General features: G+C 59.3%; 21 protein-coding genes, 2 tRNA genes and 1 pseudogene. 4 read left to right on the top strand and 20 right to left on the bottom strand.

Annotated elements, in window-relative coordinates; all coding sequences use genetic code 11:
* Positions 1–5: 5 nt before the first annotated feature.
* Both nadS and NITMOv2_RS24865 read left to right on the top strand, forming a co-directional pair.
* Entirely contained in the window at positions 6–317 is a 312-nt protein-coding gene (nadS, locus tag NITMOv2_RS03470; protein WP_053378567.1) for a NadS family protein, read from the top strand.
* Positions 318–354: 37 nt separating this feature from the next.
* Positions 355–507 carry a helix-turn-helix transcriptional regulator gene (locus NITMOv2_RS24865; RefSeq protein WP_420799888.1) on the top strand — a complete coding sequence of 51 codons (153 nt, stop codon included), beginning with the start codon at positions 355–357 and terminating at the stop codon, positions 505–507.
* Positions 508–618: 111 nt separating this feature from the next.
* On the opposite strand, the pseudogene NITMOv2_RS22405 reads toward NITMOv2_RS24865, so the two are convergent.
* A pseudogene (locus NITMOv2_RS22405) lies at positions 619–867 on the bottom strand (helix-turn-helix domain-containing protein); the annotation flags it as partial.
* Between the two features lie 421 nt (positions 868–1,288).
* Between NITMOv2_RS22405 and NITMOv2_RS03465 the strand changes: the two are divergent.
* Positions 1,289–3,757: a P-loop NTPase gene (locus NITMOv2_RS03465; protein WP_145976154.1), complete on the top strand. Its 2,469-nt coding sequence runs from the start codon at positions 1,289–1,291 to the stop codon at positions 3,755–3,757.
* 182 nt (positions 3,758–3,939) lie between these two features.
* Here the strand turns inward: NITMOv2_RS03465 and NITMOv2_RS03460 are convergent, their stop codons facing one another.
* The 3 genes from NITMOv2_RS03460 to NITMOv2_RS03450 all read right to left on the bottom strand — a co-directional run bounded on the left by NITMOv2_RS03460 (position 3,940) and on the right by NITMOv2_RS03450 (position 10,352).
* Positions 3,940–8,004 (bottom strand): DEAD/DEAH box helicase, encoded by a 4,065-nt coding sequence (locus NITMOv2_RS03460; RefSeq protein WP_202967307.1) that lies wholly within the window; start codon positions 8,002–8,004, stop codon positions 3,940–3,942.
* Positions 8,005–8,130: 126 nt separating this feature from the next.
* Positions 8,131–8,206, bottom strand: a tRNA-Thr gene (locus NITMOv2_RS03455).
* A gap of 115 nt (positions 8,207–8,321) precedes the next feature.
* A complete protein-coding gene (locus NITMOv2_RS03450; RefSeq protein WP_145976153.1) occupies positions 8,322–10,352 on the bottom strand; it encodes a caspase family protein in 2,031 nt (676 codons plus the stop codon).
* 81 nt (positions 10,353–10,433) lie between these two features.
* On the opposite strand from NITMOv2_RS03450, the gene ubiA reads away from it, so the two are divergent.
* Positions 10,434–11,330 (top strand): 4-hydroxybenzoate octaprenyltransferase, encoded by an 897-nt coding sequence (ubiA, locus tag NITMOv2_RS03445; protein ID WP_053378563.1) that lies wholly within the window; start codon positions 10,434–10,436, stop codon positions 11,328–11,330.
* A gap of 37 nt (positions 11,331–11,367) precedes the next feature.
* Here the strand turns inward: ubiA and NITMOv2_RS03440 are convergent, their stop codons facing one another.
* The 16 genes from NITMOv2_RS03440 to ispG all read right to left on the bottom strand — a co-directional run bounded on the left by NITMOv2_RS03440 (position 11,368) and on the right by ispG (position 26,796).
* On the bottom strand, positions 11,368–12,369 hold the full coding sequence (locus NITMOv2_RS03440; RefSeq protein WP_053378562.1) for a c-type cytochrome: 1,002 nt from the start codon (positions 12,367–12,369) through the stop codon (positions 11,368–11,370).
* Complete coding sequence (locus NITMOv2_RS03435; protein WP_053378561.1) at positions 12,366–13,205, bottom strand: ethylbenzene dehydrogenase-related protein; 840 nt, start codon at positions 13,203–13,205, stop codon at positions 12,366–12,368. The genes NITMOv2_RS03440 and NITMOv2_RS03435 overlap by 4 nt, the downstream gene beginning before the upstream one ends.
* Before the next feature lie 31 nt (positions 13,206–13,236).
* A complete protein-coding gene (locus NITMOv2_RS03430) occupies positions 13,237–13,956 on the bottom strand; it encodes a c-type cytochrome (protein WP_053378560.1) in 720 nt (239 codons plus the stop codon).
* Positions 13,957–13,965: 9 nt separating this feature from the next.
* Positions 13,966–14,589 carry a c-type cytochrome gene (locus NITMOv2_RS03425; protein ID WP_053378559.1) on the bottom strand — a complete coding sequence of 208 codons (624 nt, stop codon included), beginning with the start codon at positions 14,587–14,589 and terminating at the stop codon, positions 13,966–13,968.
* 66 nt (positions 14,590–14,655) lie between these two features.
* On the bottom strand, positions 14,656–16,491 hold the full coding sequence (locus NITMOv2_RS03420; protein WP_238590450.1) for a cytochrome ubiquinol oxidase subunit I: 1,836 nt from the start codon (positions 16,489–16,491) through the stop codon (positions 14,656–14,658).
* 26 nt (positions 16,492–16,517) lie between these two features.
* Complete coding sequence (locus NITMOv2_RS23755; protein ID WP_053378557.1) at positions 16,518–17,489, bottom strand: hypothetical protein; 972 nt, start codon at positions 17,487–17,489, stop codon at positions 16,518–16,520.
* A gap of 22 nt (positions 17,490–17,511) precedes the next feature.
* Positions 17,512–18,624 carry a cytochrome b gene (locus tag NITMOv2_RS03410; protein ID WP_083448324.1) on the bottom strand — a complete coding sequence of 371 codons (1,113 nt, stop codon included), beginning with the start codon at positions 18,622–18,624 and terminating at the stop codon, positions 17,512–17,514.
* Positions 18,625–18,629: 5 nt separating this feature from the next.
* Positions 18,630–19,562, bottom strand: coding sequence for a QcrA and Rieske domain-containing protein (locus NITMOv2_RS03405; RefSeq protein ID WP_053378555.1), 933 nt, complete (start codon positions 19,560–19,562; stop codon positions 18,630–18,632).
* 2 nt (positions 19,563–19,564) lie between these two features.
* The gene (locus tag NITMOv2_RS03400; protein WP_053378554.1) at positions 19,565–20,371 is read right to left on the bottom strand and encodes a c-type cytochrome; all 807 of its coding nucleotides are present in this window, start codon (positions 20,369–20,371) and stop codon (positions 19,565–19,567) included.
* Positions 20,372–20,398: 27 nt separating this feature from the next.
* Entirely contained in the window at positions 20,399–22,102 is a 1,704-nt protein-coding gene (locus NITMOv2_RS03395) for a cytochrome ubiquinol oxidase subunit I (RefSeq protein ID WP_053378553.1), read from the bottom strand.
* Positions 22,103–22,138: 36 nt separating this feature from the next.
* Positions 22,139–22,687 (bottom strand): c-type cytochrome, encoded by a 549-nt coding sequence (locus NITMOv2_RS03390; RefSeq protein WP_053378552.1) that lies wholly within the window; start codon positions 22,685–22,687, stop codon positions 22,139–22,141.
* A 227-nt stretch (positions 22,688–22,914) separates the two neighbouring features.
* A complete protein-coding gene (locus NITMOv2_RS03385) occupies positions 22,915–23,439 on the bottom strand; it encodes a carboxypeptidase-like regulatory domain-containing protein (RefSeq protein WP_053378551.1) in 525 nt (174 codons plus the stop codon).
* 263 nt (positions 23,440–23,702) lie between these two features.
* Entirely contained in the window at positions 23,703–24,098 is a 396-nt protein-coding gene (locus NITMOv2_RS03380; protein WP_053378550.1) for a hypothetical protein, read from the bottom strand.
* Positions 24,099–24,102: 4 nt separating this feature from the next.
* Entirely contained in the window at positions 24,103–25,119 is a 1,017-nt protein-coding gene (gene hpnH / locus NITMOv2_RS03375) for an adenosyl-hopene transferase HpnH (protein WP_053378549.1), read from the bottom strand.
* A 333-nt stretch (positions 25,120–25,452) separates the two neighbouring features.
* Positions 25,453–25,527: transfer RNA gene (locus NITMOv2_RS03370), tRNA-Cys, on the bottom strand.
* Positions 25,528–25,611: 84 nt separating this feature from the next.
* Positions 25,612–26,796 carry a flavodoxin-dependent (E)-4-hydroxy-3-methylbut-2-enyl-diphosphate synthase gene (gene ispG, locus NITMOv2_RS03365; RefSeq protein ID WP_053378548.1) on the bottom strand — a complete coding sequence of 395 codons (1,185 nt, stop codon included), beginning with the start codon at positions 26,794–26,796 and terminating at the stop codon, positions 25,612–25,614.
* Positions 26,797–26,834 lie beyond the last annotated feature (38 nt).

Here is a 26,834-nt window from a genome sequence, read left to right as displayed (position 1 = left end):
TTCGGATGAAGGACGCGGCGTTCAAAGAACTGCTCACCAGTATCAGACAAGCGGGACGGATTCGGCGCGGCAAGGCGAAGGCGGCGCGGGTCACCACGTTCCGACCTGCCGATGTGAAGAGCGTGCGCGAGAAACTCAACGCGTCGCAAACAGAGTTTGCGCTTATGATCGGCGTCAGCGTGGCCACCTTGCGCAATTGGGAGCAGGGAAGACGGACGCCAGACGGCCCGGCCTTGGCACTCCTCCGCGTAGCGGCGCGAAACCCGCGTGCAGTGGCCGAAGCGCTCCATAGTGAATCGCGGAAAGGAGCGGCGTAAGCTGGGCGTGCCGGTACGATAGAGCGGCAAGGCAGGCATTTCCACCGAGATGGCTATACGCCTAGAGAAGGCTTTTGGCGGTGGCGCGGAGACTTGGCTACGACTGCAGGCTGCCTACGATCTCACACAGGTGGAGAAACATGCTGGAAAGATCAAGGTCCGGCGCGTCAAAGTAACACCGCGAAACTGACCCCGAACCATTTCACATAGTGCAGGAGAGGGTACTGGGCGAGCAGACAAGCGACCGAGCGAATGGACAGGTGAGGCAGGTAGCGATCTTCAGGCTGCGGAGTCTTTGGCTTATCTCCCAGCCGGGAAAGACTAAGACAGCCGGGTGGCACTTGAGCGCTCGGGCAAGGGCTTTGGCTCGTTCCACACCCAGATTGATAGTGTCGTTTTCAATAGCAGAAATGGTGGACTGCGGAATTCCAGCCAGTCGAGCCAGCTCGCTTTGAGTCAATCCTTGCAACTCGCGGATGATACGAACGGATTCACCAACCGAGACATCAACTCGTTTTCTCGCGGGACGAACGTTTCCGCGCTCCATCATTGTCTCCGATAATCGTGAGCGGTCACTTCCACGACCAACACCATCACGTGCATCATCGGAAGCAATGGGACAGCATATCATGTCCTTGTTTCGACCGCGGCGAGATAGTTGGTGACTGGTTTAGGAAGTCTGAGCGACATCGTGTTCTCCCCTCACAGGTCGGACGTCTGGTGTCCCAATAAAACCTTTTGTTTCACACTTTTGTGAGGATTAAACACTTCTATGCTCACCAGCACTTGAGCAAGCGTGAGCAAGGGGCCGCCTCAAATTGACCCCATGCTCTAATGGGCACTCAGAAAACTGAATAGACAGCCCCTATGCGATAAGACAGCGCAAGGCAACTAGGGCAGAACAAAACGATTGCTCGATTCGACCGAGAATGGCAGGATACCAGCCAAACAACCTGATAGGAGCAAGCTCCTTGAAAGATATCGAACAGGTAAAGGCGCATCTACGAAGTCAGTTCGAGCGAGGCCGTCCGATCCTTTTTACAGGTGCGGGATTTTCGTCTACGTGCAAAAGTGTATCAGGCGATAATCTTCCGGTAGGCACTACACTTGCCAAGACTTTATGGAGCATCTGCTTTCCATCCGAACCATTTGACGATGGTGCTTCTCTTCAGGACATTTACGAGGCTGCCCTATCTAAAGATCCCAGAGCCTTGAAGGAAACTTTATCACGGCAACTTACTGTCGATCCGGCATCAGTAGATGAAAGGATCGTAAGATATTTCACCTTTCCATGGCATCGCATCTACACATTAAACGTCGATAATTTGCCAGACGCGGTAAGCCGCGGATTTACGTTGCCTCGTCCCCTCGCCACTGTTTCTCTTTCGAATGTCGGTACTAACGACGATAGGCGCAGCGCTTTCCAGGCACTTCCCGTCATTCACCTCAACGGATTAATGAGTGATGGGCCTGACAAGATAACCTTTGCAGCGACTCAGTACGCCAAAAGGCTTGCATTCCCCGACCATCTTTATTTGGAACTTGTAGCCGATATCGTCAGCCGGCCCGTTGTGTTTATTGGTACCAAACTGGATGAGCCATCGCTTTGGCAGCATGTGGAAATTCGGAAGGCAAGAGGGACTCGCGACATCCGAGAGATGCGACCAGGCTCTTATCTCGTATCTCCTGTATTGGATCGTGCAAGAGCGTCTCGGTTATCAGAATTCAATATCACATGGCTGCAGATGACGGCTGAGGAATTTTCTGAAAAGGTATTGAAAGAGCTCACTGATGCGAGGGATGCCGGACTCAAGTTGTTCAAAAGCGGAAGAGATGAATCAGGCCATGCTCCTCAGCTTGCTGAAGTTGGAACACTTGCGACGGACCCGCATCGTCACTCGGAATTCCTCTTGGGACAGGAACCCATATGGGCCGATATTCAGTCCAATAGGGCAATCGAGCGAGCTTGCGATAAGGAATTCTCAGAAACTTTCACAAGGTTACGGGCAGAAAAAGACAAACCGCGGATCCTCATGATAGCCGGTACAGCAGGGGCAGGGAAAAGTACCTGCCTGATGAGGCTTGCCCTACGAGCTGCTGCTCAGGGTGACCACGTTGGATGGGTGGACCGGGACAACGAGCTTTCACCTCGTGACATCATTTCCGCAATGAGAGAAGAAAAGGGTCCTTCTGTCTTAGCCATTGACGATGCAGATATATTCGGAACATCTCTCTCTCCGATGCTTTACGATATAGCGACCGAAGACCGGAAGCCGTTAGTGATGATCGCATTGCGATCCGGAGTTATCGACCGCGTCATCGATTCTCTTCTCTTAAAAGGGGTGAACATCGGGGAAATTAATGTACCGCATCTTACAGATGGAGACATTGAATCACTCCTAGATGTACTAGACCGTGAAAACCGCCTTGGGGCACTAAAGGGCAAGTCGCGAGATCAACAATGTGCCAAATTCCGAGAATACGCAGGCCGACAACTTTTGGTCGCTATGTTTAGCGCCACATCTGGAGAGAAGTTGCAGGACAAAGCCCCAAGCGAGTTCTTCGACCTGCCTCATGGTCTTCAGCGTGTCTATGCAGTTATTTGCCTGTCCACAACACTTAGATATCGTTTAACTCGTCAGGAAATCTTATTGGCATTGAATGACAGCACAAATGAAGCCTTGAACGACATTGATACCCTCGTGCGAAGGCACATTGTAGCTGAGACGACAGGTGGTTCTATCCAAGCACGACATCGGGTCATCGCAGAGATGATAAGAGATGAGTTGCTAAAAAGAGGGCAAATAGCCGACCCCATATTTGGCTTGGCATTTATGGCAGCGACCCACAAACACTCGGGGGTTTCAAGACGTCATAGAGCAAATGGATTACTTAGATCCCTAACAAATCACGACTTTCTCTACCGCAATTTAGATCTCCCACGAGCACAACTTCTTTACCAAAACTTAGAGGACCTTTTGGCAGACGATGCTCATTATTGGCTTCAGCGTGGCAGCCTTGAGGTTGAATTTGGTGACATACGGATCGCTGAGAATTTTCTCAATCAAGCGCGTGGACTTTCACCGCGCGATCTATACATTGATAATGAATGGGCCTATTTGCTCTTCAAGAAGGCTCATCAGAATCCTAGGTCTACGGCGGCAACCGATTACGTTGCAGAGGCAACAAGCACTATAGAGGCAATTATTCAGAATCCAAAAGCCGGTCCGTACCCTTATCATGTTCTCGGGAGCCAGGGATTAGCATGGTCAAGAGTGGGGATACCGTCTGACGAGGAGAAAGCGAGGTATCTCAACGGGCTTAGGACTGTTGTGGATAGTGGAGTAGCTCGCTATCCGAAGAACAACGAGCTGCGGAAACTAAAAGAAGATCTTATGCGTGAGTATCTGTCATTGGCACTATCTCCTCCAAGGTCCTAATACACCTGTTCTCCCGTCTTACCCACAGACTTCATAAGTATCGACAATCAGCGACTTTCCTCCACGATCGTACCGTGATTGAAACAGTACCAGAGTGGTTCCGTGTAGGCGGTGAAGGGCTCATTAAGCTGTTGAGAAGTATGGAGCCGGCGGCCCGGATTGAACGGGCGACCTGCGGTTTACTAGTGAACAGGCGACCAGCCTTGCGTTGTCCGTTTGCCAATGGCGATGCGGCCCTCCACGACTTGTTCGTCAACAGTGTAGAGAGCGCCGACATATCTTGTTCTTAGTACCTGCCAGTCGGCACAGCATACCGCCAAGTGCCTTTTATCAGGAGAGAGGACGGCCGCCTCAATGGTGCATCGCCCCCAACCGACAATTGATTTGAGGTGCTGGCAAATCGAATCCCATGATTGTTGTGCGTCTGCCGATCGTCTGGTCCCATCAAGAAGAGCGGTCAGCACTTGTAACCGAGGATGGACTGTATTGCCGGCGAAGCGGCTATGGATTGACAGGCCTGTGAGCTCACACGTCCGAATGTCATCCGGATGGACTTGTTCGCCACTCCAACTGCAAATTTGGGCTTCGGTTGGTAGACAGTAGTTTCCAGCGCTAGACCTAACCGCGAGAGCTTCCAAAACACGCGCATCAGATACGCTGCTGGTCACCATGAACGACTTAAGAGCCTTCTTGCCACTAGACGCGCATCGCTCCAATTGGTTTGGCAGCACGCGTTTCTCGCTGACCTCGCATGCTTGTAATATGCCTGGCCGGACATGATGCCCTGTAACCTGACATTGTTCAGCTTCAATAGGCGCTAAGCGCTGCCTCGTTTCATGGCATTCAATAAACTCGGAAACATGGCCGGATTTGCCTGATACCACTGATTGCGCACTTTCATCGCCTCGATAATACTTTTCAGAAATCTCACTCTTCGCAAGCTCGGACTTCAGCACTTCAGCACCGGTAAACTCGCACCGTCCGAAATGCTCTGGCTCCGCACGCTTGCCGCTGATAGAGGACTGTCTAAGCAAGCATCTCCTGACGGGGCGACCGCTGATTGCAGAAACCTCCAGCTCAGCGGGTAAAACTCTCTTCCCAGATAGCGAACAGGTCTGAAGGATACCGGGACCCACAGAGGTGCCGGTCACTTCGCATCGTTCTATTTCAGAGGCCAGCAGACGCTGGCCACTAACTGCGCAGCTTACAAATTCGGATCTATGGCCACATTTTCCGGAACAAGATGATCGCTCAACTTCATCAGACCGATAACGCTTCCCGGATGCATCACTGATTGCAGTCTCAGAAAGAAGCAGGTCCGCACCAGTAAACTCACACCTAGAAAAATGGACGGGCTCTGCTTTCTTTCCGCTCATGGCCGAGGTCTTCAAAAGCCTCTTGGCAACAAGTTGCCCCGTCACGGCAGATCGTTCGACCTCATCCTGCAAAAGTCGTTGACCTGTAGACGTGCATGTCACCATGAACTCTGGCAACGCATATCTACCAGATGTCTCTGAGCGACCCAGCAGCTCCTCAAGCACCGTTTTGCCAGAGACTTCACATTGCTTAAAACAGACTGGGGGAGCACTCCTGCCGCTCTTGGTGCATGTGAGCAGTTTGGGAGCATCGACTACAGTAGGGTCATGGGGGACGAGAGTTAGTGTGCTCGCGTATTCTTGCTCTCCTTCAAGCTTGAAGCGAACTTGAACTTCAGCCCTCCGATACACTTTCCCTTCTAAGCCAACGAGGCTCATCTCAAGCCGCGGGGTAAATTCGTCTTCTAGCTTCTTGACCTTTCGCCGATCGTCTCCTGCGGATTTGACTTCCTCTTCACGCCGCTCCAGGTAAAAGCGGCAGAACTCTGAAATGCCAGCATCATTCTGAGCGTCCCTGACTACACTTTCCAGGTTAAGTCCGAGGTCTCGGGGATACTGGATTAGCTCTGGTATTGGATCCAGCCTTCTATGGACAAAGGGAGTCATGTGCTCGGGCCCTGAACACTTTACGGATACAAGCCTTTCATAGCTGTCGTGCGCGACTGTAACCCGGACACGAACGACTGCCTTTCCGTCAAAGCATTGGCTAACTGTCTGTACGTCTATGCCAGCCACTGAGGCATTAAACGATCGTATCCAGGTAGACGCAATTTCTCGACACTGACGGGCTGGCTGCTCATCGAGATCTTCAATACTATGCATCCCGGAAGCCACAACCCGATGTACGAGGTCGAGGAAGACACCCGTGCCCGGCTTATACAAAACGCTTCGGTGTTCCTGCTCAGCTTGCTCATCAAACCGGATGTATTGGCGACCGCCGTCCTCTTCAACCAGCACCAACCCGTTTTCGAGCTCAGTAACCTTCCCACCAAGCAAGCCAAACGCTCCGATCGTGAATTCACGCGCCTCCATTGATCGCTGAACCGCTGGTAGCCTCGGGGCTCTCGGGCCGGTGTATGTCGCACCATCCATTCCACCTAGCATAGAGTTAATGTTTTCTTCCTCACGCGCCAAGGTTTGCTTCGCATCCTCAATGCTTTGCTCCGCTTTCCGAGTCGCCTCCTCAAAATCTTTTCCAGCCAGCGCGGCGATAACCAGTTGTCGAATCTTTTCGTCGAATCCCGAGGCTCCTTCGTCATCTCCCTCGCCAATACCGGATGCTTCAAGCAGTGCCTCGATATCTCCAATAGCGTGTGACGCTAGTTGGAGTTTTTCCATGAGCCGTCCGACTATGTATTCCTCAAATGTCCCGCTCAAAATGATGTTGAAGATGGCAACACTGGCATGGTCAGACGCCAGACGTTGGACTCGACCAATGCGTTGCTCCACAATCATTGGGTTCCACGGCAGATCATAATTGACCAACACGTTTGCGACTTGGAGATTAATGCCTTCGGATCCAGCTTCAGTTGAGACAATGACGTGGCAGGCCGGTGGCGTCTTCCTGAAGCCGGCAAGCGTCTGCTGGTTGCGAAGGCCCGAGGACCCGTTGATAATGCCGACTTTCAGCCCCTTCTGTTCTAAAAACGTTTGAATGGTAGTTTGGGTTTCCCGTCGGCCCGTGAAGACGACGAGGCGCCAGCGCTCTGGGTTTTCTTTTTGCAGTCTCTCAATTAATGCTCCTAACCCTTGAAGCTTTGCCGTTAGTGGCATACGCATGACGAGCGCACTCACGGCCTGAGACAATTCACGTGGAGCTGTTCCATTTCGGGCCATGTTCTCTAGCTGAGCCTTTAGAGCTTCAGGGCTGCTCGTCAGGGCCTGCAATATAGAGATCTGAGCCAACCGGTTCATTTTTTGGATTGGCTTAGCAATCGTTTGGATGAGCTCCAGTTCACCCGGCGTGGGTTTAACCTTATGCATCTGAACTTTGCGATCAGGGAAGTAGAGCTTGGCGTCTCCACGTCGAATTCTGGACATGTACCCATATACGATTGATCGAAACTCTTCCCTTGCCTCCGGACGTAACTGGCGCGCCTTTTCACGACTGTCAGCAATAAATTTTCGAGTAAAGATTCCCTCCCCGCCAAAAGGGTTCTGGTGTCCCCTCGCAACTGTCAGGAGGTCTACCAGAGAATACAAATCCCACAGCCGATTTTGGATCGGCGTGGCCGTTAACATGAGGACATAGCGAAATCGGCGATCCTCAAGCGCCGCCCGGAATCGGCGGGCAACCTGTGGAGCTGGATCGACGCCGTACAAATTCCTTAACTTATGAGCCTCATCAAGGATCAGCATCTCAAAACGGTCTCGTGGAATGTTATCCAGGTATAGACGGGCTGAGTTATAGGTCGTAATGATCGCGCCGTGCTCTTCCGGCTCTTCGTGGATCAGATCTCTACCAGTCGCAATCGTTGAAGGTATGTCAAATTTAGAGGCAAGTTCTTCTTTCCACTGAGGACCTAATAGTTTGGGACAGACGACGAGGAGTTTTGAAAGACGGGAGCGAGCAATGAGTTCGCTAACAATCAAACCGGCACTAATTGTTTTTCCAAGGCCAACATCATCGGCGAGTAGCGTAACAGGGAGGCGGCGGCAAAATGTTATGAGATTTGTGACTTGGTGATGATAGGGCTCCACACGATTGCGCCAACGCGACTCTGATTTGAGATCGTCGCGCTTCTCAATGACAATTGGATCTAACAGGTCCCACTCGAGTCCAGCCCTATATATTTGATACTCAAGAGGCGTGGAGGCCTTATGGAGGGTCTTAGCCTGCAAGTTAATAGCATGCATGAGCGAGACCTGCACTTAGCCATGCCTAGGCATGAGCCTTGGCGAGAGGATGCATGCTAGTCCACCGTAGACTCAAGAGTTAATAACCCGAAAGTAGGAGTTAGGGAAAATGAATCGTCGGCTGGCCACACGAGCGAGATATGGAGCCGGCGACCCGGATTGAACGGGCGACCTGCGGTTTACGAAACCGCTGCTCTACCAACTGAGCTACGCCGGCATCCTTGAGCTATGTGAGGGGGAGTGTCGGGGCCTTCGTGGCGGGCCTCAACGCACCAGATGTGCATGATAGCGGCCGCTGTGCGGGCTGTCAATGAAGCACGTTCCGGAGGGGATTACGGAGTGGGACCGACCGGGCCCGGCTTGGAGTTCTGGGCGGCCGGCGCCGCCTCTTCTTTCTTCGCCGGCTTAGGGTTGTTGCCCTTCGCCATCGGGTGAATCCGGACCATCGCGCCTTGTCCGGGCGGCGGCAAACAGAGGGGATCCTGCTCGTTTCCGAATTGCTCTCTCGCGATGCGGTTGGTATGGCTGCGCGCGTAGGTGCAGAGCTCGCCGGCTACGACCGTGCCGTCGTGATCCACGTCGGCCAAGCCTTGCAGGCCGCGCAGGAGGTGGTACGTGAACAGCCCGTGCCTGGCTGGTTCATAGCCGTGGGCTTCTTGCAGCCCTTTATGAGCCACCATCCACATCATCTGGTCCTTGCGCTCGCCGCCCTCGGCGTCCCAGACCGGTTGAGGAACGGTTGCGGGATCGACGCCGGGGGCCGGCTCCAGTGACACATCGAACATCAAAATGGCCTTGTGGATCGACGCGCGGGCCAGGCTTTCCTGGAGACGGCGCACGGAATAGAGCCGATGGATCGCCGAGGTGGTGCCGTCGAAGGGAACGAGGGAGACCGCTCCGGTCACGCCGTCCACCAGCGCGCGACCCGAGAAAAAGACATAGACGACGGTCGACGGATCGACCCGCTTCGGCAGCCATTCATCGAAGGTTTCGGCGAGATCCTGTTTGAGTGCATGGGTATCGACGAGGACACGGACCCGGTCTTCCGGCACGTTGGCGAGCGCACGCAGATAGCCGGCCATGACCTCCGCGTCACGCCCGGCGTATTTGACGGACGCCACCTGCTCGTCCCGGTACCGCCCCACCCCGATCGCCACGATGACGGCCTTCGGCTGTTTCAGCGCGGCCGCGGGCTTCGGCGGCTGGTCCACGTCGGCGACGGCCTCGCCGGCCGCCGCGGGCTCCGGCTTGATCAGCACGGTGAACTTCTTGTCGAGCGGCACCGCCTCCACCGGCGTCGCGCTCCGCAGGCTCAACACCAGCTCGGCTTGGAGCGGCTCCTTCGGCGCGAGGACGCGCCCCGTGCCGGCCGTCCTCTTCATCTCTCCCGGCTGCAGATCTCCGATGGAGAAGGTCGGCGGAAATGCGGCGAGGAGGGCGGGGGTCCCGCTCAGCACCACCTCGATCCCCTTGGCCTCCACCGCTCCGTCGTTTTTCACCTCGATTTCGACGGTGAGCGATTCTTCGTGATGAAGCAGTTGGTCCCGATTTTCGTCCCGCAAGATCGCCCGGAAGGTGAGGGCGACCGGCTGCACCGGGGCCGATTCTGCGGTTTGCTGTTCGACGTTCCGGATGGCTGGTGTCGGGTTCTCTGCTATCGTTTCCGCTGCGGCCGGAGCACCCGCAGGGACCGCAGCCACCGCCGGCCGGTCGGCTTTCCGCCGATCGGCGAACTCGCGAATCCGGATCGATTCGGCCGCTTGCCGGGCGATGCCTTCACCCGCCAGCTCGACCGCCTCACGCACGACCGGTTCCAATCCGGCGATGTCGCATGATTGTTCCCTGACCTTCACCTCGCCCTGTCCGGCGCTCTGTAATTTCTTCGTGAAGAGGACGGTGCCGTCATCGGCGAGAAAGGTCGCGTCCAAGCCGATCGTGACCGTCACGGGATACCCCGCCCTCATCGGGCGAAGAACGGCCACGTCGATCTGCTTCAGGCCCAGTCCGATCTCGATCACGCCGTCGGAGCCGGCCGGCCGGCCCGGACCGGGGTCGGCGGCCAGGCCCGTGAACACCCGCCCCAGTTTTTGGGGGATCACCTCGGTCAATTGCGAGGCAATGGGAAGGGACGCCGGCTCTCCGCACGCGTTCTGGTAGGGGATGGCGGCGGCCGGTACCGTCGGCGAGAAGCGGAGCACGGGTGCGAGGGGAACCGGCGTGACGCCGGCCAGGCCGTCGCCCCGCATGACGCGTTGATACCAGGAACAGCCGGCGCAGAGGATCGCCGCCGCCGCTACTGCGCAGAGGGCGGCGCGCCGCGCGCTGACTCGCATGTCCCGTGAAGCCAGGCCTCGCACGTTCACGTTATACCGAACTCCCGACAGACAGCACAACCGCCGCCCCGCGATTGACAGGCCTCCAACCCTCCGCTAAGGTTTTGCGCCATGGCGACGCCTCCTGCGCTGACGACCTCCCCGCCCTTCGGCGTGCCATGGAGGGCTCTCGCCCGATTGATCCGCCTGCACAATCAAACCGGCACCTCCCTGCTGTTGCTGCCGACCCTGTGGGCGCTCGTCCTCGCCGAGCGGGGACTGCCCTCGCTGTATCTGACCGCGATTTTCGTCGCAGGGTCGTTTGTGATGCGGAGCGCCGGCGTCATTCTCAACGATCTCGCCGATCGGTCGTTCGATCGGGAAGTAGCCAGGACCAGGACGCGTCCGCTCGCGTCGGGCGAGCTGTCGGTGCGGCAAGCCGCCGCGCTCCTGCTGCTGCTGCTGACGGCGGCCGCAGGTCTCGTGCTGCTCTTGGACCCGCTGGTGCTGCGCCTCGCTCCGGTCGCGCTGGCGCTGGCCGCCTTCTATCCTTTTTCCAAGCGCTGGCTGCACATTCCCCAAGCGATGCTCGGCGTGGCATTCGGTTGGGGCGCCGTGATGGCGTGGGCGGCGGCCCGGGGCCGGCTTGAGACGCCGGCCTGGCTCTTGTTCGGGGCCACGGTCGCCTGGGCGGTGGCCTACGATACGATCTACGGGCTCCAAGATTGCGACGATGATCGCCGCATCGGCGTGAAGTCCGCCGCCCTCCTGTTCGGCTCATCCACGTGGCTGGCGGTCGGGATCGCGCTCGCGGTGATGCTGCTTTTCCTCGGCGCGGCCGGACGGCTGTCCGATATCGGCTGGCCGTACTACGTCGCGTTATCGGGGACGGCGCTTTTCTTCGCCGCTCAGAGCCTGCGGCTGCGGAGGCCCGTCGACCCATCGCACGCGTTTGCGATGTTCCGGGCGCACGTGTGGTGCGGCGTCGCCGTCCTTGCAGGGCTGTTGGCGGGATTTCTTCTCGCGTAGGGCGCCGCGCACGACACGGATGCGGGGAGGCCGGACGCTAGCTTGCCGGCTTGTCGGCGGCCACTTCTTCTATCTTCGGTGCGCGCAACGTGCTCAAGTACAAGGTCACCGCCTTGGCATCGGCGTCGCTCAAGCCCAATGCCGGCATGCGGGTTTCCGGCTTCATGGCCTGCGGATTCTTGATCCAGCGGTAGACCCAGGTGCCGTTCAAGCGGAATCCGGCGCGGTCCAACGCCGGACCGACTTTCCCGCCCTCTTCCCCGATGCTGTGACAGCCGTTGCAGCCGTACTTGTTGGTGTACAGCTTCTTGCCCAGCTCGGCCAATTTCACGGCTTGGTCCGGCGGCACGGTGAGATCGGGCCGCTGCACGTTCACACCTTTTCCGGGCCTCGACGAGAAATTGTTGAGCGCGACCTGCGCGGCGTCGAGCTCCTTCTTCGCAGCGGCCATGGCGGCCTGTTCTTTGGCGTAGACCGATTCGTCGACCTCCACGCCTTTCTTGTCCGCCTCTTCGCTGGCCTTCTTCTCGGCCGCCTCGTAGGCCTGCTTGGCCTCCTCGTACTTCTGCTGCGCGGTGCGCTGGGCTTCTTCCAGCTCCTTCTTCCGCTCTTCGACCTTGAACTCCAGCTTCATCCCGTGCAGGCTCCGGACGTGGGCGACGATAGCCCAGATCTCTTCCTCCGACAGCGTGTACTTGAAGGTCGGCATGGTGGGCACGGCGAACTCGTCGTCGCCGATCTTATCGCCGTCCGGGCTGGTATCCTTCATGTCGCGCGAAATCGTATTGAAAATATCCTCGTCCTTGAAGGTGCTCATTTCGGACTTGTTCGACAGGTCCTTGGGCTTGGGATCGGACATCGACGCCCAGTTGAAGCCTTCGTTCTGCCGGCCGTTTTCGCCGTGACAATGCATGCAATAGTGCGCGTAGAGCTCCTGGCCCTTCCGCTGCTGCTCGTTCGCGCAGCCGCCGGCCGCCATGGCCCACACGCCGATCAGGCCGGTGACGGCGCCCCATACCTGCAGCCTTGCCGCCTTCATGCTGTCTGCCCTTTCTTCAGCTTGCGAATCAACACGAACTGAAATCCCGCCGCTACGCCCACGGCCAACACGGCATAGAGATAGGGCGAATAGTCCGGCGGCGGTTCGGCGCGGAAATACCACCAGGACGACACCGCCTTCTGCGACCCCTTTTCGCGCAGCTCGCCGCTCGCGTCCTTCTTGCCGTCCCAGACGGCGAACGCGATGTTGATGAACTCGCCCGGCTTCACCTGCGTGTCGGCCTCCGGATGGTCGGTCGTGAGCGGACGGGAGAAGACCACTTTCCAGGTGCCGTTGGAATAGGCGCCCTTGGCCTTGACGTCCTGATGCTCCTGCACTTTCAAGGTGCCGAAGCCCTGCGCGTTCATGTCGACGGCCTTGTTCTCTTTGTTTTTCCAGAACCAGATGTTCACCGGACCGCCTTCGACCTGGAGCATCGGCTGCCCGTGGGCGAAGTGCGCTTTCTTATCCCCCACCATGAACTCCAGCGCCGCGGCGTCGTCGGGGTCTTCCGTCGGATCCTCATATTCCAGGAGAATGGCGACCTGCTGGCCGTCGTGCAGTGCGCGCACCTTCACGTCTTTCACCGTCGCTTCTTGAATGCGGTTCTGCCAGTGCACTTGCGGAGACAGCGGGAACTGGGACGGCTGGACCTGACTCCAGGCGGCGGCGTTGGGATCGTCGACCGGCAAGGCGCCCTTCGCCAGGCCGGCCCGCACGGCGACGCTTTCCTGCGCGGAGGCGAGCGGCGCGAGGCCCGAGGCCAGCGGTACGAATCCAGCCAGTGACAGGATCACCACTCTTCCGAATCCCTTGAATCGCTCAGGCTGTGTCACCTTGTCCCTCCCTAGCCGCGGCCCCTCGCCCTTATTCCCAGGTCCTCGGCGACTGGTGCGCGCCGTCGTATTCGCCCATGATGATTTTCCAGATCCACTCATCCGGCAACTCGACTTCCCACCGCGGCATCGCGGACTTCCAGGGCATGCCTTCGATCGGCAGCCCGACGCCGCCTTTCTTGATGCGCCAGAAGAGATAGCTCTCCTGCAGCATCGCGATCGTCGTCGGATCCGAAAAGTTCGCCGGAGGCGGATTGAACCCCCGCGCGGCCGGGCCCTTGCCGTCGAAGTTGCCGCCGTGGCAAGGCGAGCAGAACGCGGCGTAGAACCCCTTGCCCTGCATGATGTTCTCGGGTGTCTTGGGGACCGGATTGGACAGACCGGTGTATTCGCCGGGGGGCGCCGGATGGATCGTCCGATTCTCCGCCGGCGGCTGATCGCTGGGCGCCGTGCTGCCGAACGTCTGCCAACCCACGAGCAGCGGAAAGAGCAGCAGCACCGCATAACGCGCGGCCTGCAAGGCCCCGATGCCTTCCCCGGTCAGGAACCGTTGGATGGGGCCCCAAAAGGCCTCCTTCGATTCTCCGCTCAACGTCCCGAAAATGACGATCCCTGTCGCCGTCAGGATCAAGTAGAGGAAAATCAGGCTGGACGGCAGCGGGGCCGACCCCGGGATGTTGGGCACGACGAACTTCAGGATCAAATAAACGGCGGCGATCAAAATGACCGGCTTGACCAACGGCCCACCCATAGTTCCTCCTCAGCGCGCGTGCGCTACGGCGACCGGACCCGCCTCGGCGGCCTTCACCGGTGCGCTCGGCGTTTGCGACGGCATTTCCAATTCGGACGGACTCACGGAAATCGGCTCTCCGCTCATCTGTTGCAGGAAGGCGATGACGGACAGGATTTCGTTCTTGGAGAGGCCGATCGGATTCTTGTTGATGTAGGGCATCCGCGCCGGATATTCCTTCGGCGGCCCTTCGTGACGATAGTCCAGATAGACGTACGCCTGCGGCTGGGTCAGGCTCTCGTAAATGAATTCCCGCCGCAGCTTCGCGCCGATGCCCTTCAAATCCGGGCAGCGGGCCGATTCGCTCGGGCCGATGGAATGGCACAGGGCGCATTGGCCCTTGCTGAAGAAAATTTTCTGGCCGATGGCCGCCATGTCCGCCGGCGTTTTGATGCTCGCGATGTCGATGCTTTCCTCGGCCGGCGGGAGGGAGGCCATCTGCGGCACCGCCAGCGCGACCAGCGAGAAGAGCCCCAGCACGATCGCGACGAAGCCGATGACGCGGACGAACTGGGCGCGGATGAACAGGAGGATGACGATCCCGATTCCGACGACCGACAGGCCGATCAACTGCAGTTGGACGACTTCACTCATATGCCCCCTAGAGCTAAGAGGCCGTCAGCTCTCAGCAGTCGGCTGATGGCTGAAGGCTGATGGCTATCAGCTGTCTTTGCCCGGCGATCCCCCCGCCATGGCCGGAATGGCGCCGGGCGCCAAATCGCCCTTGGCCGGCGCGCTGTGGCCGGCTTTGGCCTTGTCTCCCATCGTGGCGACCCAGAAGATGAACGCGACCAACAGACAGAACAGGAACGTATTGAGGGCCATGAAGGCCGCGGCGTAGCCCAGCGCCGGCGAATAGGCGTACTGCGACGAGTCCCGCATGACACCGTACACGTGCCAGTGGACGCGCGACGAGGACCGCGCGTAGCCCATCAGGGTCATAAGCAGGATCACCATCACGGAGTTCAACACGAGCGCGTAGCCCGCGCGCGGCGGCATCCGCCCCCAGACCATTTCCGTCGTCGTCCGCGCGCTCTTCAGCAACAGCGCGGTCAGCGGGGTGATCGTCAGCATGACGAAGAGCACGATCAGGACTTGCGACGTGGAGAAATAGTTGATGCGCACGATGGCCGGCACGAAATAGCCCCAGACGCCGAGAACGATGACCGCGATCCCCGCGAGGACGAGGACGGCGCCCATCACCGACTTGGCGACTTTGGCCCAGGTCGCCATTTCCTGCTTGCCCGCCCGCCAATACATGATGAAGCTCATGAAGGTGACGAGAATCATCAGATTCGCCACGGTCATTTTGGCCGACATAACGCCGAAGACACCGAGCAGCGGATGGTGCGTGCCGCCCATCTTCCGCGCTTCCTCCAGGCTCGCGACGAGCGAGTGCGGCGTCATCCAGACGCCGAGGCACAGCAGCAGAATGACGAGCATCGACAGGATCGGCTTCCGGTACTGCATCTCCGACCCCGGGATGCGATAGGTAATCCCGAGCCAGAAATAATAGTTCGAGCCGAGGAACAGCACCCCGATCAACATGGCCTGCAGGATGAACAGCCAGGACAGGAAGCCGCCCATCAGCGTAATGCCCATCTGCTGGTTGTACTGATAAATTTCCCGCATGAGCCAGTACCCGGCGAAGGGCAGCGGCAAGAGCCCGAACACGCCGATGAAATTGCCGACATAGCCCATCCAATCGTAGTGCTCGCGCTCTTCGGCCCCCCGCGCGGCCAGATACCGGATGCCGGCATAGGCCCCGCAGATGTAACCGCCGAGCACGACGTTGGCGATCAGCCGATGGATGTTCACCGGCCACCAGGTCGGATTCCATGTCGCGGCCCAGGCGCGCGCGATATCGGATCCCTCGGCGATCACGACGGGGCTCGCCTGGAACGTGGCCCAGGAGTTGGGCACGATCATGATGAAGAAGGCGAAGACGTTCAGCAGAAAGCCGAGGAAAATGTGAAACGTCTTCTTGCCGCCCTCCTGCATCGCGTCCCAGCCGTACCAATAGAGATAGAGGGTAGCGGTCTCCAGAAGAAACAGGAGGCAGTAGACCAGGAACGACGGAAAGAAGATATCGGTCAAATAGGCCATCAGCTTCGGATAGAAGCCGATCAAGAGAAACAGCAGAATGCCCCCGAAAAGCGCCGTCGTCGCATAGGAGGACGTGAGCAGCTTGGTGAACTCTTTGGCCAGCTTGTCGTAGCGTTTCTCCCCCGACTTCCATCCGACCACTTCGCAGAGCCAGGCGAAAATCGGCACGCCCAAGACGAAGCCGGCGAGCAAGAGGTGCAACTGCGCGATGATCCAGACCAGATTGCGGCTGCCGATGCCCGGAATGTCGCGATAGGCGGTGGTGACGGCGGTGCCTCCGGACTCGGCGGCGAGCCCCAGCGCAGGCAAGCTCGCCAGCGCCGCGGCGGCCAGCCCCAGCAGTGCCACCGGCGACCTCCCGACCCTGCGGAGAATATGTTGGTGCGTCATGGATCTCACCCCTTCGTTGCCCGGTCTTAGGGTTTGGGCGCGGCGGGCTTCGCCTTGCCGGCCTTGCCCTTGTCCTTTTCCTTGGCGGCCTCTTCTTCGGCTCGTTGCTTTTCGATGGCTTCCAGCTGGGCCGCCAGCTGCGCCAGCGTCCGCTCGCCGCGATTGAGGGCATCGATCGGCTTGAACGGCGGCTGCGGCTTCGCGTCCGGCTTTTTGCAGCATTCGTGCGGATGCGGTGTGCTGACCGGCAAGGCCGTCCAAAACAGGATCGACAGCAAGATGCCCACACCGGTGATCGAGGTGAGCATCAAGCCTTGATCGGCCGGCACCCGCATAAGATCCCACCGCGCCACCAAGCGCTGATAATTTTCACCGGCCGGGGAAGCGCCGGCGGCGGCGCTCCGGACGATGCGGCCGATCAGCCACACTCCGCCCAACAACAGGACGATCAGGACGGCCGCCGACACGCTGCCCCACAGCGTCAGCTCGATGCTGATCTTCTCGGCGACTGGAATCCCCTTGAGCATCTCCATCTCAAAAATCGAGTGACTCACCGCGATGGCGGTTTCTGTCACGGTGCCGACGACGAGCCAGAGGATCGGCAGGTACAGGGCGCCAGTCACCGCGCTCTTCCACCAGAGCGAGACTCCGAGGCCGTCCGGCGGTTCGAGGTGGAGATGCTCCAGGAACAGGGTTTTGCTCACCACACCGAACGCCCAGATGTCGATGGGAATGCAGAGCAGAAAGAGCAGAGCGAGGCCCGCCCCTTCGCCGAAATGGGAGCCGAGCGCCATCATGAGAATCGGCGCGGCGAAGACCGTCACCGGACTGGCCAAAATCATCAAGAAGCCCAGCCCCAGGCGGGCTTCGAAATGGATCATGCCGAAGGCCAGAAACAGGAGCGCGAAGGCCAGCTTGATCGGAAATCCGGTCCAGAAGGTGGACCACAGAATACTGAGGCCGAGCTTGAGCGGAGAGAGCGATTGGCGATCCGTCATGATGTCGTCGCGGCGACCGCCGCTAATCCAAAAATTCCCGGTTGATAATGGCGGATACGGTAAAGATGAGGATCGTCGTCATGACGACGATCCAGCCGATCAACGCCACGGGACGCTTGAAGATGTTGCGCTCCGGGTCGCGATCGATAAACGGCAGCGCGGCCAGCAACGCCATGAAGGCCCCGGGCAGCGCGATGGCGCCCAAAAACTGGCCGAACTCGCCGGAGAAAATCTTGAGGCGCAGCAGCTGGAACAGGAAGAGGAAGTACCACTCGGGTTCGGGATGGTAGTCGCCCGGATCCGGCGTCGCCTCTTCCAACAAGACGACCGGCTCCCAAAAGGCCAACGCGCAGATGGTGAGGAACACCGTCACCATGCCCACGATGTCTTTCCAGACCTGGCGCGGGAAGAAATAATCGGTCTTCGCCTTGAGTTCTTCCGGGGTGCCGCGGAACGGGCCGGCCGGGCCGGCGGTTCTGAACAGGAACAGGTGCAGACCGGCCAAGCCCATCAAGGCGGCCGGAAGAATCATGACGTGGATCACGAAGAAGCGGCTCAACGTCATCTGCCCGGGCGTCGGTCCGCCCTTGAGGAAGCGGGCCATGAAGTCGCCGAGCAGCGGCGTCTTGTCCATGATCTCCACGCCCACGGTCGTCGCCCAATAGGCCCGCTGGTCCCAGGGGAGCAGATAGCCGGTGAAGCCGAACCCCATGACGATGCCGAACAGGGCCAAGCCGACGAGCCAGATCATTTCCCGCGGGCTCTTGTAGGCGCCCCATAAGAAGACCTGCGACATATGGGCGAAGACGCAGACCACCATCGCGGTCGAGCCCCAGAAATGGTAGCTCAGGAGGAACCAGCCGTAGTCGACCTCGTGGATGATGTATTGCGTGCTGGCATAGGCGTGGTCGGCGGTCGGGACGTAATAGAACATCAGGAGAATGCCGGTCACGGCCTGCATGATGAAGATGAAGAGCAGGACGGAGCCGAAGATGTAGGCCCAGCGCGAGCCGCCCGGCACGGGCTCGTTGAGCATCTTCGCCTGGATCGTCTTGAGGCCCACGCGCTCGTCGACGAAGGCGATGACTTTTTCGAGGACGGTCGGTGCGGAGCTGGTCGAGGGAGCCTGTTGCATGGTGATCAAATAATCCTGATTTGGGTTTTCGTCCCCGCCTTGAACTCCATGTCGATGATTTCCACGTCGCCGCCCGCCGAGACCTTGATGGGCAGTGCGTCGAGCGGGCGCGGGGCAGGGCCGTCCAGAACCTTTCCGGCCGCGTCATAGATGCTCAGGTGGCAGGGGCAGAGAAACACTTGACCGAGGACCTTATGCTGACGCCACTTGTAGCCGCAGCCGAGGTGCGGACATTTGCCAGAAAACGCGACGTACGGGATCTCTTTCTTGTTGGTCCAGACGGTTTTGCCGGACGCGTCGCGGAACTCCATGTCTTTGCCCTGGTACACCTTGTCGAGTACGGCCGGCGTGGCCTTGAGGATCCACACATTTTTCTCGACTTCGGCCTCCGGCATGTAGGCTTCCTTGACGTGTTTCTTGTACTTGAACTGTACGCCGATATCTTCCTGCTTGATCTTGCCGACGTTGCCGATCTTCAGCCAGCTGTTGTCGAATGGCTGGTACATCGGCTTCATGAGATAGCGCAACACCGGAAAGGCGATCGGCAGACCGATGAGGAAGCCGATCACGTGCGTGAGGTTCATGAAGAACGTCCGGCGCTTGACGCTCTTTTCCAGTTCGGGGAACGGCACCAGGACTTCCCCGGGGGTGACGTGCACCTTTTCTTCGAGATGCGCGATTTCCACTTCGTGGGTGGTGACGTAGTTGTCGCGTTGAAACGGAGGAAGGGCGAGGAGGTCGGCCGAGAGAGTCCGCAGCTCGATCAGGCTGTCGGTCACCGTCTCCACCTGCCCCATCGGGACCTGCCGCTCGCCGTCGCCGTTCATCGACACGACGATGTGGCTGATCTCGTGCGACAGCGGATCGACAATGACCCTTGTCACCTCGCCGATGTCCCGGTCCTTGCAGCGGACCTTGGATTTCAACTTGGGCTGCATCGTCATTTCTTTTTAATCGGCTTCGGCGTATTCACCGAAGGGTTTTTAAATGTGCTCAACCAGGAGGCCAGCGCCACCACGTCCTTCTCCTCCATGAGATCCTTGTACTTATCCGGCATCTTGCCCTTCTCGTATTCCTTCTCGAATCCCTCGGCCATCCAGCTTTTGGGATCCAGGATCTTCTCCTTGATCTCATCCACGGTGAGGAGGTTGCCGATGTTGTCCAACTCGGGCCCGCGCTTCTTGCCGCCTTCCCCTTTGAGTTTGTGGCAGTTGTAGCACTCCTGGAGCTGCCACTGGTCCTCGCCGAGCTTCAGGATGTCGCCGCCCGCCGCCGTCGCCGTGGCGGGAGGCGCGCCGGCGCCGCCGGCCGCCTGCGACGCCGGAGCCTGATCGCCGCCGAGCGCCTTGATGCGCTCCGCCAGCGCCTTGGCCTGCTCATCCAACGCCTTGGCCCGCGCCAACAGCTCTTCGGCCTTGCCCTGCTCGGTCGCCTTCCGCTTCGGCGCCAGGATCTTTTCGATCTTGCCCTTCTCGTCTTCAGGATCGTACTGCGGCCAGAGGGAGGCGCCGGCGATGTATACCGTGCAGAGGATGACGTAGAAGACGACCAAGGCGGTCAGCGCCTTGACGCCGCTCATCGGTTTCATGCTCGGCGCATCAAGAATCAAGAAGACGACCGTCCCCAGGATGGCATAGGCGAAGAAGAGCCAGCGGAACACCGGCGGAAAATCCAAGGCCATCGTGGCGACCCACAGGCCTGCTCCGATGGCTAACCCGACGACGATCTTTAGGATTGCTTTACCCATGACACTCCTCTGTGCTCTTCGACCGATCTATTTCGCCCCCGCCGGCACCGGACTTCCCTCGGGCGCATGGTCCTTGGGCTGGGCCGCGCGCAACGTCACCAGGATCGCAAAACTCACGACGGCATAGAAGACGACGGTAATGGCCGTAATCCACCAGGCTGAGTAGGCCAGCGTCGGCGTAAAGGATTCGGCCGTGAAATCGGGCAGCAGGTTGTACGTGTGGAAGTACTTCCGCAGCAGCGACCGGACGGCACCCATCAACCCCATGGTCCAGATGGCGCTGAACGCGAGGAAGATCAGGACGAACTGTGAGGCGAAATCGATTTTGCCCCAGACGATCGTCCCCTGCGTGACCGCACGGTTGTAGATGATGTAATTCACGACCGTCACGAACACCAGCGTAAAGGCCGCGGAGTTCTTCGCGGGCATCAGCGCGAGGAAGTTCCAGTCGGACGGCAATTCGAGCTCCGCCACCAGCTTGGCCCCGGTCGGCACGAACCCATGCGGGGTCATCCAGATCGCATTGCCCACGACGACCATCAAGAATCCGATCTTGATGACGGTGCGCGACGAGACGGTGACCGGGATGAACCGGCCCAGAATGGCCGGCGCGAGCAGCATCGGGAGCAAGAACACCAGCGACGTTGGATCCGGCGCCGGATAGTCGGTGAGCACTTTCGTCATGACGACCGGCAGCAACACCATGACGATCGGCGCGAGAATCGTCATGCGGACTTTCTCGACGCCTTCGATGCGCTTCATGCTGAGCCAGATGTAGTAATTGCTGGCCAGGAAGATCAGCCCGATCATCGCGCCCTGCATTTCGAAGAACATCGACAGCTGGTCCGCCATCATATAGGGACAGATCGAGGCGTCGTAGTCGCAGAGCTCGTAGGCCAGCAGGTACCCCATGAAGGGCAGGAACAGGAGCGCGCCCACGCCGATCATGTTGCCGACGAAGCCCATCCAATCGTAATAGGACCGCTCTTCGTCCTTGGTCGCCCCCATGTACATGTAGGCGGCGATGAGTCCGGCGACGAACCCGCCGAACGTCACGTTGCCGACGAGGCGGTGCAGGTTGAGCGGCATCCAGCTGTAGTTGAAGATCTTGTCCCAGAGCGTCGCGGTCGCCAGGAATTCCGCCGGCGAGACGCCCTCCGCCTTCACCGGCGTGTTCATGAACGAGGTCGGCCCATCGATGACGAACAGCGTGACCGTGCCGATGAGGTTCAGCAGCACCCCCAGGGCGATGTGCCGCGCCTTTTTGTTCCCCTTCCAGGCGTCCCACGTATAGAAATACATATAGAGGACGATCGTTTCCCCGATGAACAGCAGGGGATAGACGACGGCGAAGACCAGGAAGAAGTGATTGATGAGCCAGGTCGTGAACTGCGGATACGTGGCGAGCAGGACAAAGATGAAGAGGCCGCCGGTCAGCGCCGTCATACTATAAAGAATGACGGTGACCTTAGTGACCTCCTTCGCCAGCCGGTCGTAGCGCGGATCCTGCTTCCGATACCCCAGCCACTCGGAGATGACGACGAAGATGGGGGCGCCGAGAATGAACCCGGCGAACAGGATGTGCAGTTGGGCGACGATCCATACCGCAGTCCGGTTGCCCGTGTAGGGAAACTCCACCGGAGGCGCGCCGGGCGCTTGCGCGTAGGCGACCCCTCCGAAGACTGCGAGAAGCGCACCGAGTGCCAGGAGACTGCGCTGCCACGTTTTCATGATGTTTCGCCGCCCCTCCTCGCTAGTTGGATCAGCCTACTTGCCGGCTTCGGCCGGAGCCGAGGCGGGAGCCGCCGAGACCGGAGCCGCCGACACGGCGCCCGCGTCCACCCAGGCCTTCTTGCCCTCATCCCAGCCCTTGCCGGGCAATCCGAAATTCCGCTCGAAGAGGACGAGCTTCCAACGATCCTCCTCGGAGAGCTTGCTCTTCCAGGCCTTCATCTTGGTGTTTGGCACGCCTTCGGAGATGCGCCAGAACCAGACGGCGTCGGAGTACAGCTTCATCCGATCGGCCACGCGGAAATCGCGGGCGCCAGCCTTGACCGGCTTGCCGTCTTTCCCGTGACAGCTCGCACAGTTCACATCCGGATTGGTCTCACCGATGAACAGCTTGCGGCCTTCTTCCATCTTAGCCGCATCGGTCCACCATCCGGCCGGCATGTGCTTGTCGGCATATTCCGCGGGAGCCGGCGGCGGCGGCACAATCGGTCCCTCTCCGCCCTCACCTCCGCATGCGGCGAGGATCCACCCCATGCCCACGATCCCCAACGCCGAAACCACTGTCCGCAGATTCGTCCGCTTCATAAGAGTTCTCCCGTCCTTTCTCAGAACAACCGGAAACCGGCTCTGTATCGCCCCCGTACTCACCGACGGAAGGCAGAAAAAAACGCTTTTGCTAGAAGGCCACCCCTCTATGCAAAAGCGCCGAGTTTGATTCGTCCATCAAGGCCACTGACTCGCTCCACGCCTACCACTCGACTCACGGATCCGGCGAGGTGCGCTTGGCTGCCCTGCCCCACGGACCGCCGTGTTTACTTTTTCTTCTTCCCTTGCCCCTTCTCGCGTTTTGCCGCCTGCTTCCGCCGTGACCGGAACATCTTGGCGCCCATGAACCCGCCGACTCCGACGGCCACCGCCCCCATCGCCGACCAGACCCACATTGGGGGCGCGTTGGGATCGTGGATGCAACCGGTTCCAAAGTTGACCTGGATCTTCCGTTCCGCCTCCAGGTCTTTGGGATCGAACTGGACTTTGTGCTGCTGCTGCTCCCCTCCGGCCTCCACGTATAAGGGATCGCCGAGATTGTCGTTATGGAGATGAAATGTCGCCGTATAGTACCCATCTCCGTCGGTCTTCACCGTTTGACCGTAGGAGATGCGCGTGTCCTTGATCAGTACGTCGACGTTGGCCCTGCCTTTGCCGTCCGCCCCGCAGACAAACCCTTCGACGGTAAACCGATGATCGGCCTCATGGGTGGCGAGCAGAACGACCGGGCTCGAAAGCGAAACGCCCGCGGCAACGGCGACCGCGAGGGCATTCCGTCGAGCGCCCCACATCCTTCTTCGTTTCCGCTTCACTCAGCGCCGGCCATTCCCGATTGCGTCGCACAGGCTCTGAGCTGCTCACATCGACCACGCCTGCCCATGCCGATTTTAAGGCCGACCTAATTAGCACAGCGCCTGTCCTTTGTCAATCAGCGCAGCGCCAAAAGAGCAGGGAATATCGCCCGGTGCATGGCTCGATGAGCGGAAAAGAGGACACCGGAATGCGGAGGGTCTGGACAGAGGAGGAATGGCGGCGATCCGGGGAACCGGATGTTCTACAGATGGCCGCGAGCCTGCGCGGCGGCGGCGATGCGGGCCGCCTCAAGCTTTCGCTCCGACTCTTTCTTGGCGACCCACTGCTCCCACGATTTTCCCGATGCGGTGTCCTCGCCGGAAAACGCGATGCTGGCCACTTCATCGTAATAGATCCGTCGGACGCCGGCGTTCGAGGCGGGGAACAGGTCCATCCAGCAACGGCCGTCCTGGGCGGCGCGATTGAACAAATACCCGAACACCGCTTCGCCGGTTTTCAACTCGACGGTGACGTCGCCGCGATAATCGAAGGCCAGCTCGATGGCTTCGATCAGCTCCTGCGGCGACCGGGGGGTGAAGACGCGACCGTGGAGCGATCCGCTCGGTGCGGCGGTCGTGTGGTTTTTCGTGTCGGTCATGGCGCTAGCGGGAGGTGGGCAGCAGCGTCAGCTTGACGGTCCGGCTGAATCCGGAGACCGTTCCGAAGGTGTCTTCGACGGCCGATGCTTCGTACCCGCAATGCACCATGCAATCGGCGCACTTTTCATTGCGGCTGGTGCCGTAATGGTCCCACTCGGTGGTCTCCATCAGCTCGCGGAACGTCTTAGCATAGCCGTCCTGCAGCAAATAGCAGGGCTTCTGCCAGCCGAAGACGTTATAGGTGGGATTCCCCCACGGCGTGCATTGATAGTCCCGCCGCCCCATCAGGAAGTCGAGGAACAGCGGAGACTGATTGAACTGCCAGCCCTTCTTGGGCTTGCTCAGGATGCGGGTGAACAGCTCGCGCGTCCGCGCCCGTTTCAGAAAATGCTGCTGGTCTGGGGCCTTCTGATAGCTGTAGCCCGGTGAAATCATCATGCCTTCGACGCCGAGCGCCATCATCTCATCGAAGAATTTCCGGACCCGCTCGGGATTCGCGTCGTCGAAGAGGGTCGTGTTGGTCGTGACGCGATGACCCCGCTTGAGCGCGGCCTTGATCGCTTTTACCGCCACATCGTACACACCGTCGCGACAGACGGCGAGGTCGTGCTCGTCGCGCAGCCCGTCCATGTGAACGCTGAAGGTCAGATACTTCGAGGGCCGGTACTCGTCCAGCTTGCGCTCGAGCAGAATCGCATTGGTGCAGAGATAGACATATTTCTTGCGATCCACGAGCCCTTTGACGATCGTCGCCATCTCGGGATGAATCAAGGGCTCGCCGCCCGGGATACTGACGATCGGCGCGCCGCACTCCTCCGCCGCCGCCCAACACTGCTCCGGCGTCAGCCGCCTGTCGAGCACGTGATCGGGATATTGGATCTTGCCACAGCCGGCGCAGGCCAGGTTGCAGCGAAACAACGGTTCGAGCATCAGTACCAGCGGATAGCGCTTCACGCCCTTGAGCTTCTGCGTGAGGACGTACTTCGTGACTGTATACATCTGGGAAAGCGGTACGGCCATCCCCTTCTCCTTCCTGACTGATCTGTAAGGCGGTGAATATTGAATATATAAAAGCGGCTACGCAACGTAGCCGAGTCTGAAGCCCGGGAAATTGCGGCGATTCTAACACCGCAGTCTCCGGTCGTCAATTTTCCCACCTACAACTACGTCCCGAGAGAGGACTAGAGAAAATTATCGCCTCGGCAAGAGTACGGAAAGCCTTAATGAGGGAAACCACCGGGGTCTTGGCCAGCTGAAAGAAGCGATACTTCGAGCGACGAGAAGCTAGGCGTTCTATTCGCCGGGGACCATGTCGATACGGCGACGAGCCGGCGGCTCAACCGAAGGTTGGTGTGGAGGCGCCGGGCGGGTTCGAACCGCCGCATAACAGTTTTGCAGACTGCTCCCTTACCACTTGGGTACGGCGCCACAAGGGAGACATTATAACGGCCATTCCTGGTCCATCTCAACAAGACAATGCCAGCCGGGGCGGCCAACGAGAAGGGAGGCGAGTTATCGATTTGGCAGGACGGGGATGCGGCGACCCAAAGTCGAGGGCTGCTCGGTCTCCGGCATGAGCGGCTCCCATCCGTCGACCGGATGGTTCGGGGATGAACCGGCGGTGCCCTCGGCTTCTTTTTCCTTCGCCAGCAACTCCACCTCCTGAATCAGCGTGTCCATCAGCTGGTCCATCGGCACCTTGCGAACCAACTTGCCCTTCTTGAAGAGGATGCCCTTCCCCTCGCCGCCGGCGATCCCGATATCGGCCTCTTTCCCCTCGCCGATCCCGTTCACGACGCAGCCGAGCACCGATACGTTGAGCGGCGTCTTGATATGGCCGAGCTTCTTTTCCAGCTCGTTGGCCATCCGCACGACATCGATCTCCACCCGACCGCACGTCGGACAGGCGATGACGTTGATCCCCCGATGGCGCAATTCGAGGGACTTCAGGATTTCGAACCCGACTTTGACTTCCTCCACCGGGTCGGCTGCCAAGGACACCCGCAACGTATCGCCGATTCCTTGCGATAACAGCCACCCGAGCCCGATGGACGATTTGACGGCGCCGGTCATGGCGGTGCCGGCTTCGGTGATACCGATGTGCAGCGGATAGTCGGATTGCCGCGAGAAGAGCCAATAGGCGTCGATGGCGTGATGGACATCCGACGCCTTGAGCGAGACCTTCATGTTGGTGAAGCCGACGTCTTCGAGGGCGCGGACTGCGTTCAGGGCCGATTCCGCCAATGCCTCCGGAGAAGGCCAGCCGTACTTGTCGAGCAACGGCCGTTCCAACGATCCGCCGTTCACGCCGACTCGAATCGGAATACCGCGGTCATTGACCGCTTTGATCACTTCTTCGACTTTCCACCAGGCGCCGATGTTGCCGGGATTGATGCGCACACAGTCGACGACTTGGGCGGCCTTCAAGGCCAAGCGGTGATCGAAATGAATGTCGGCGATCAGGGGAACGGTCATCGCCGCTTTGATCGCCGGCAACGCCGCCGCCGCTTCTTCGTCCGGCACGGCCACGCGGATCAGCTCGCAGCCGACCGCTTCAAGCTGACGGATCTGGTCAATCGTGGCCTTGGTATCCCTGGTATCGGTCGAACACATCGATTGGACCGATATGGGTGCATCGCCCCCGATCTTGACCGTGCCGACCTGTATCTGCCGCGTCTTACGCCTGGTGATGTGCATGGTTCGTTAATCGTTATTCGTTAATCGTGAACCGCCAG

The organism is Nitrospira moscoviensis (assembly GCF_001273775.1).
In the GTDB taxonomy this organism is placed as follows: Bacteria; Nitrospirota; Nitrospiria; order Nitrospirales; family Nitrospiraceae; genus Nitrospira_D; species Nitrospira_D moscoviensis.
Note: the sequence above shows the minus strand (reverse complement) of the source record. Positions and strands in the feature narration are given on the sequence as shown.

Excerpts from the sequence above, each read along its gene's own strand:
- NITMOv2_RS23755 (WP_053378557.1), bottom strand. The coding sequence starts at position 17,489 with ATGACGGATCGCCAATCGCTCTCTCCGCTCAAGCTCGGCCTCAGTATT.
- hpnH (WP_053378549.1), bottom strand. The coding sequence starts at position 25,119 with ATGGCCGTACCGCTTTCCCAGATGTATACAGTCACGAAGTACGTCCTC.
- NITMOv2_RS03440 (WP_053378562.1), bottom strand. The coding sequence starts at position 12,369 with ATGAAGGCGGCAAGGCTGCAGGTATGGGGCGCCGTCACCGGCCTGATC.
- NITMOv2_RS03425 (WP_053378559.1), bottom strand. The coding sequence starts at position 14,589 with ATGAGTGAAGTCGTCCAACTGCAGTTGATCGGCCTGTCGGTCGTCGGA.
- nadS (WP_053378567.1), top strand. The coding sequence starts at position 6 with ATGAAGGACGCGGCGTTCAAAGAACTGCTCACCAGTATCAGACAAGCG.
- NITMOv2_RS03390 (WP_053378552.1), bottom strand. The coding sequence starts at position 22,687 with ATGAAGCGGACGAATCTGCGGACAGTGGTTTCGGCGTTGGGGATCGTG.
- NITMOv2_RS03400 (WP_053378554.1), bottom strand. The coding sequence starts at position 20,371 with ATGGGTAAAGCAATCCTAAAGATCGTCGTCGGGTTAGCCATCGGAGCA.
- NITMOv2_RS03430 (WP_053378560.1), bottom strand. The coding sequence starts at position 13,956 with ATGGGTGGGCCGTTGGTCAAGCCGGTCATTTTGATCGCCGCCGTTTAT.
- ubiA (WP_053378563.1), top strand. The coding sequence starts at position 10,434 with ATGGCGACGCCTCCTGCGCTGACGACCTCCCCGCCCTTCGGCGTGCCA.
- ispG (WP_053378548.1), bottom strand. The coding sequence starts at position 26,796 with ATGCACATCACCAGGCGTAAGACGCGGCAGATACAGGTCGGCACGGTC.
- NITMOv2_RS03395 (WP_053378553.1), bottom strand. The coding sequence starts at position 22,102 with ATGAAAACGTGGCAGCGCAGTCTCCTGGCACTCGGTGCGCTTCTCGCA.
- NITMOv2_RS03420 (WP_238590450.1), bottom strand. The coding sequence starts at position 16,491 with ATGACGCACCAACATATTCTCCGCAGGGTCGGGAGGTCGCCGGTGGCA.
- NITMOv2_RS03410 (WP_083448324.1), bottom strand. The coding sequence starts at position 18,624 with ATGCAACAGGCTCCCTCGACCAGCTCCGCACCGACCGTCCTCGAAAAA.
- NITMOv2_RS03380 (WP_053378550.1), bottom strand. The coding sequence starts at position 24,098 with ATGACCGACACGAAAAACCACACGACCGCCGCACCGAGCGGATCGCTC.
- NITMOv2_RS03385 (WP_053378551.1), bottom strand. The coding sequence starts at position 23,439 with ATGTGGGGCGCTCGACGGAATGCCCTCGCGGTCGCCGTTGCCGCGGGC.
- NITMOv2_RS03405 (WP_053378555.1), bottom strand. The coding sequence starts at position 19,562 with ATGCAGCCCAAGTTGAAATCCAAGGTCCGCTGCAAGGACCGGGACATC.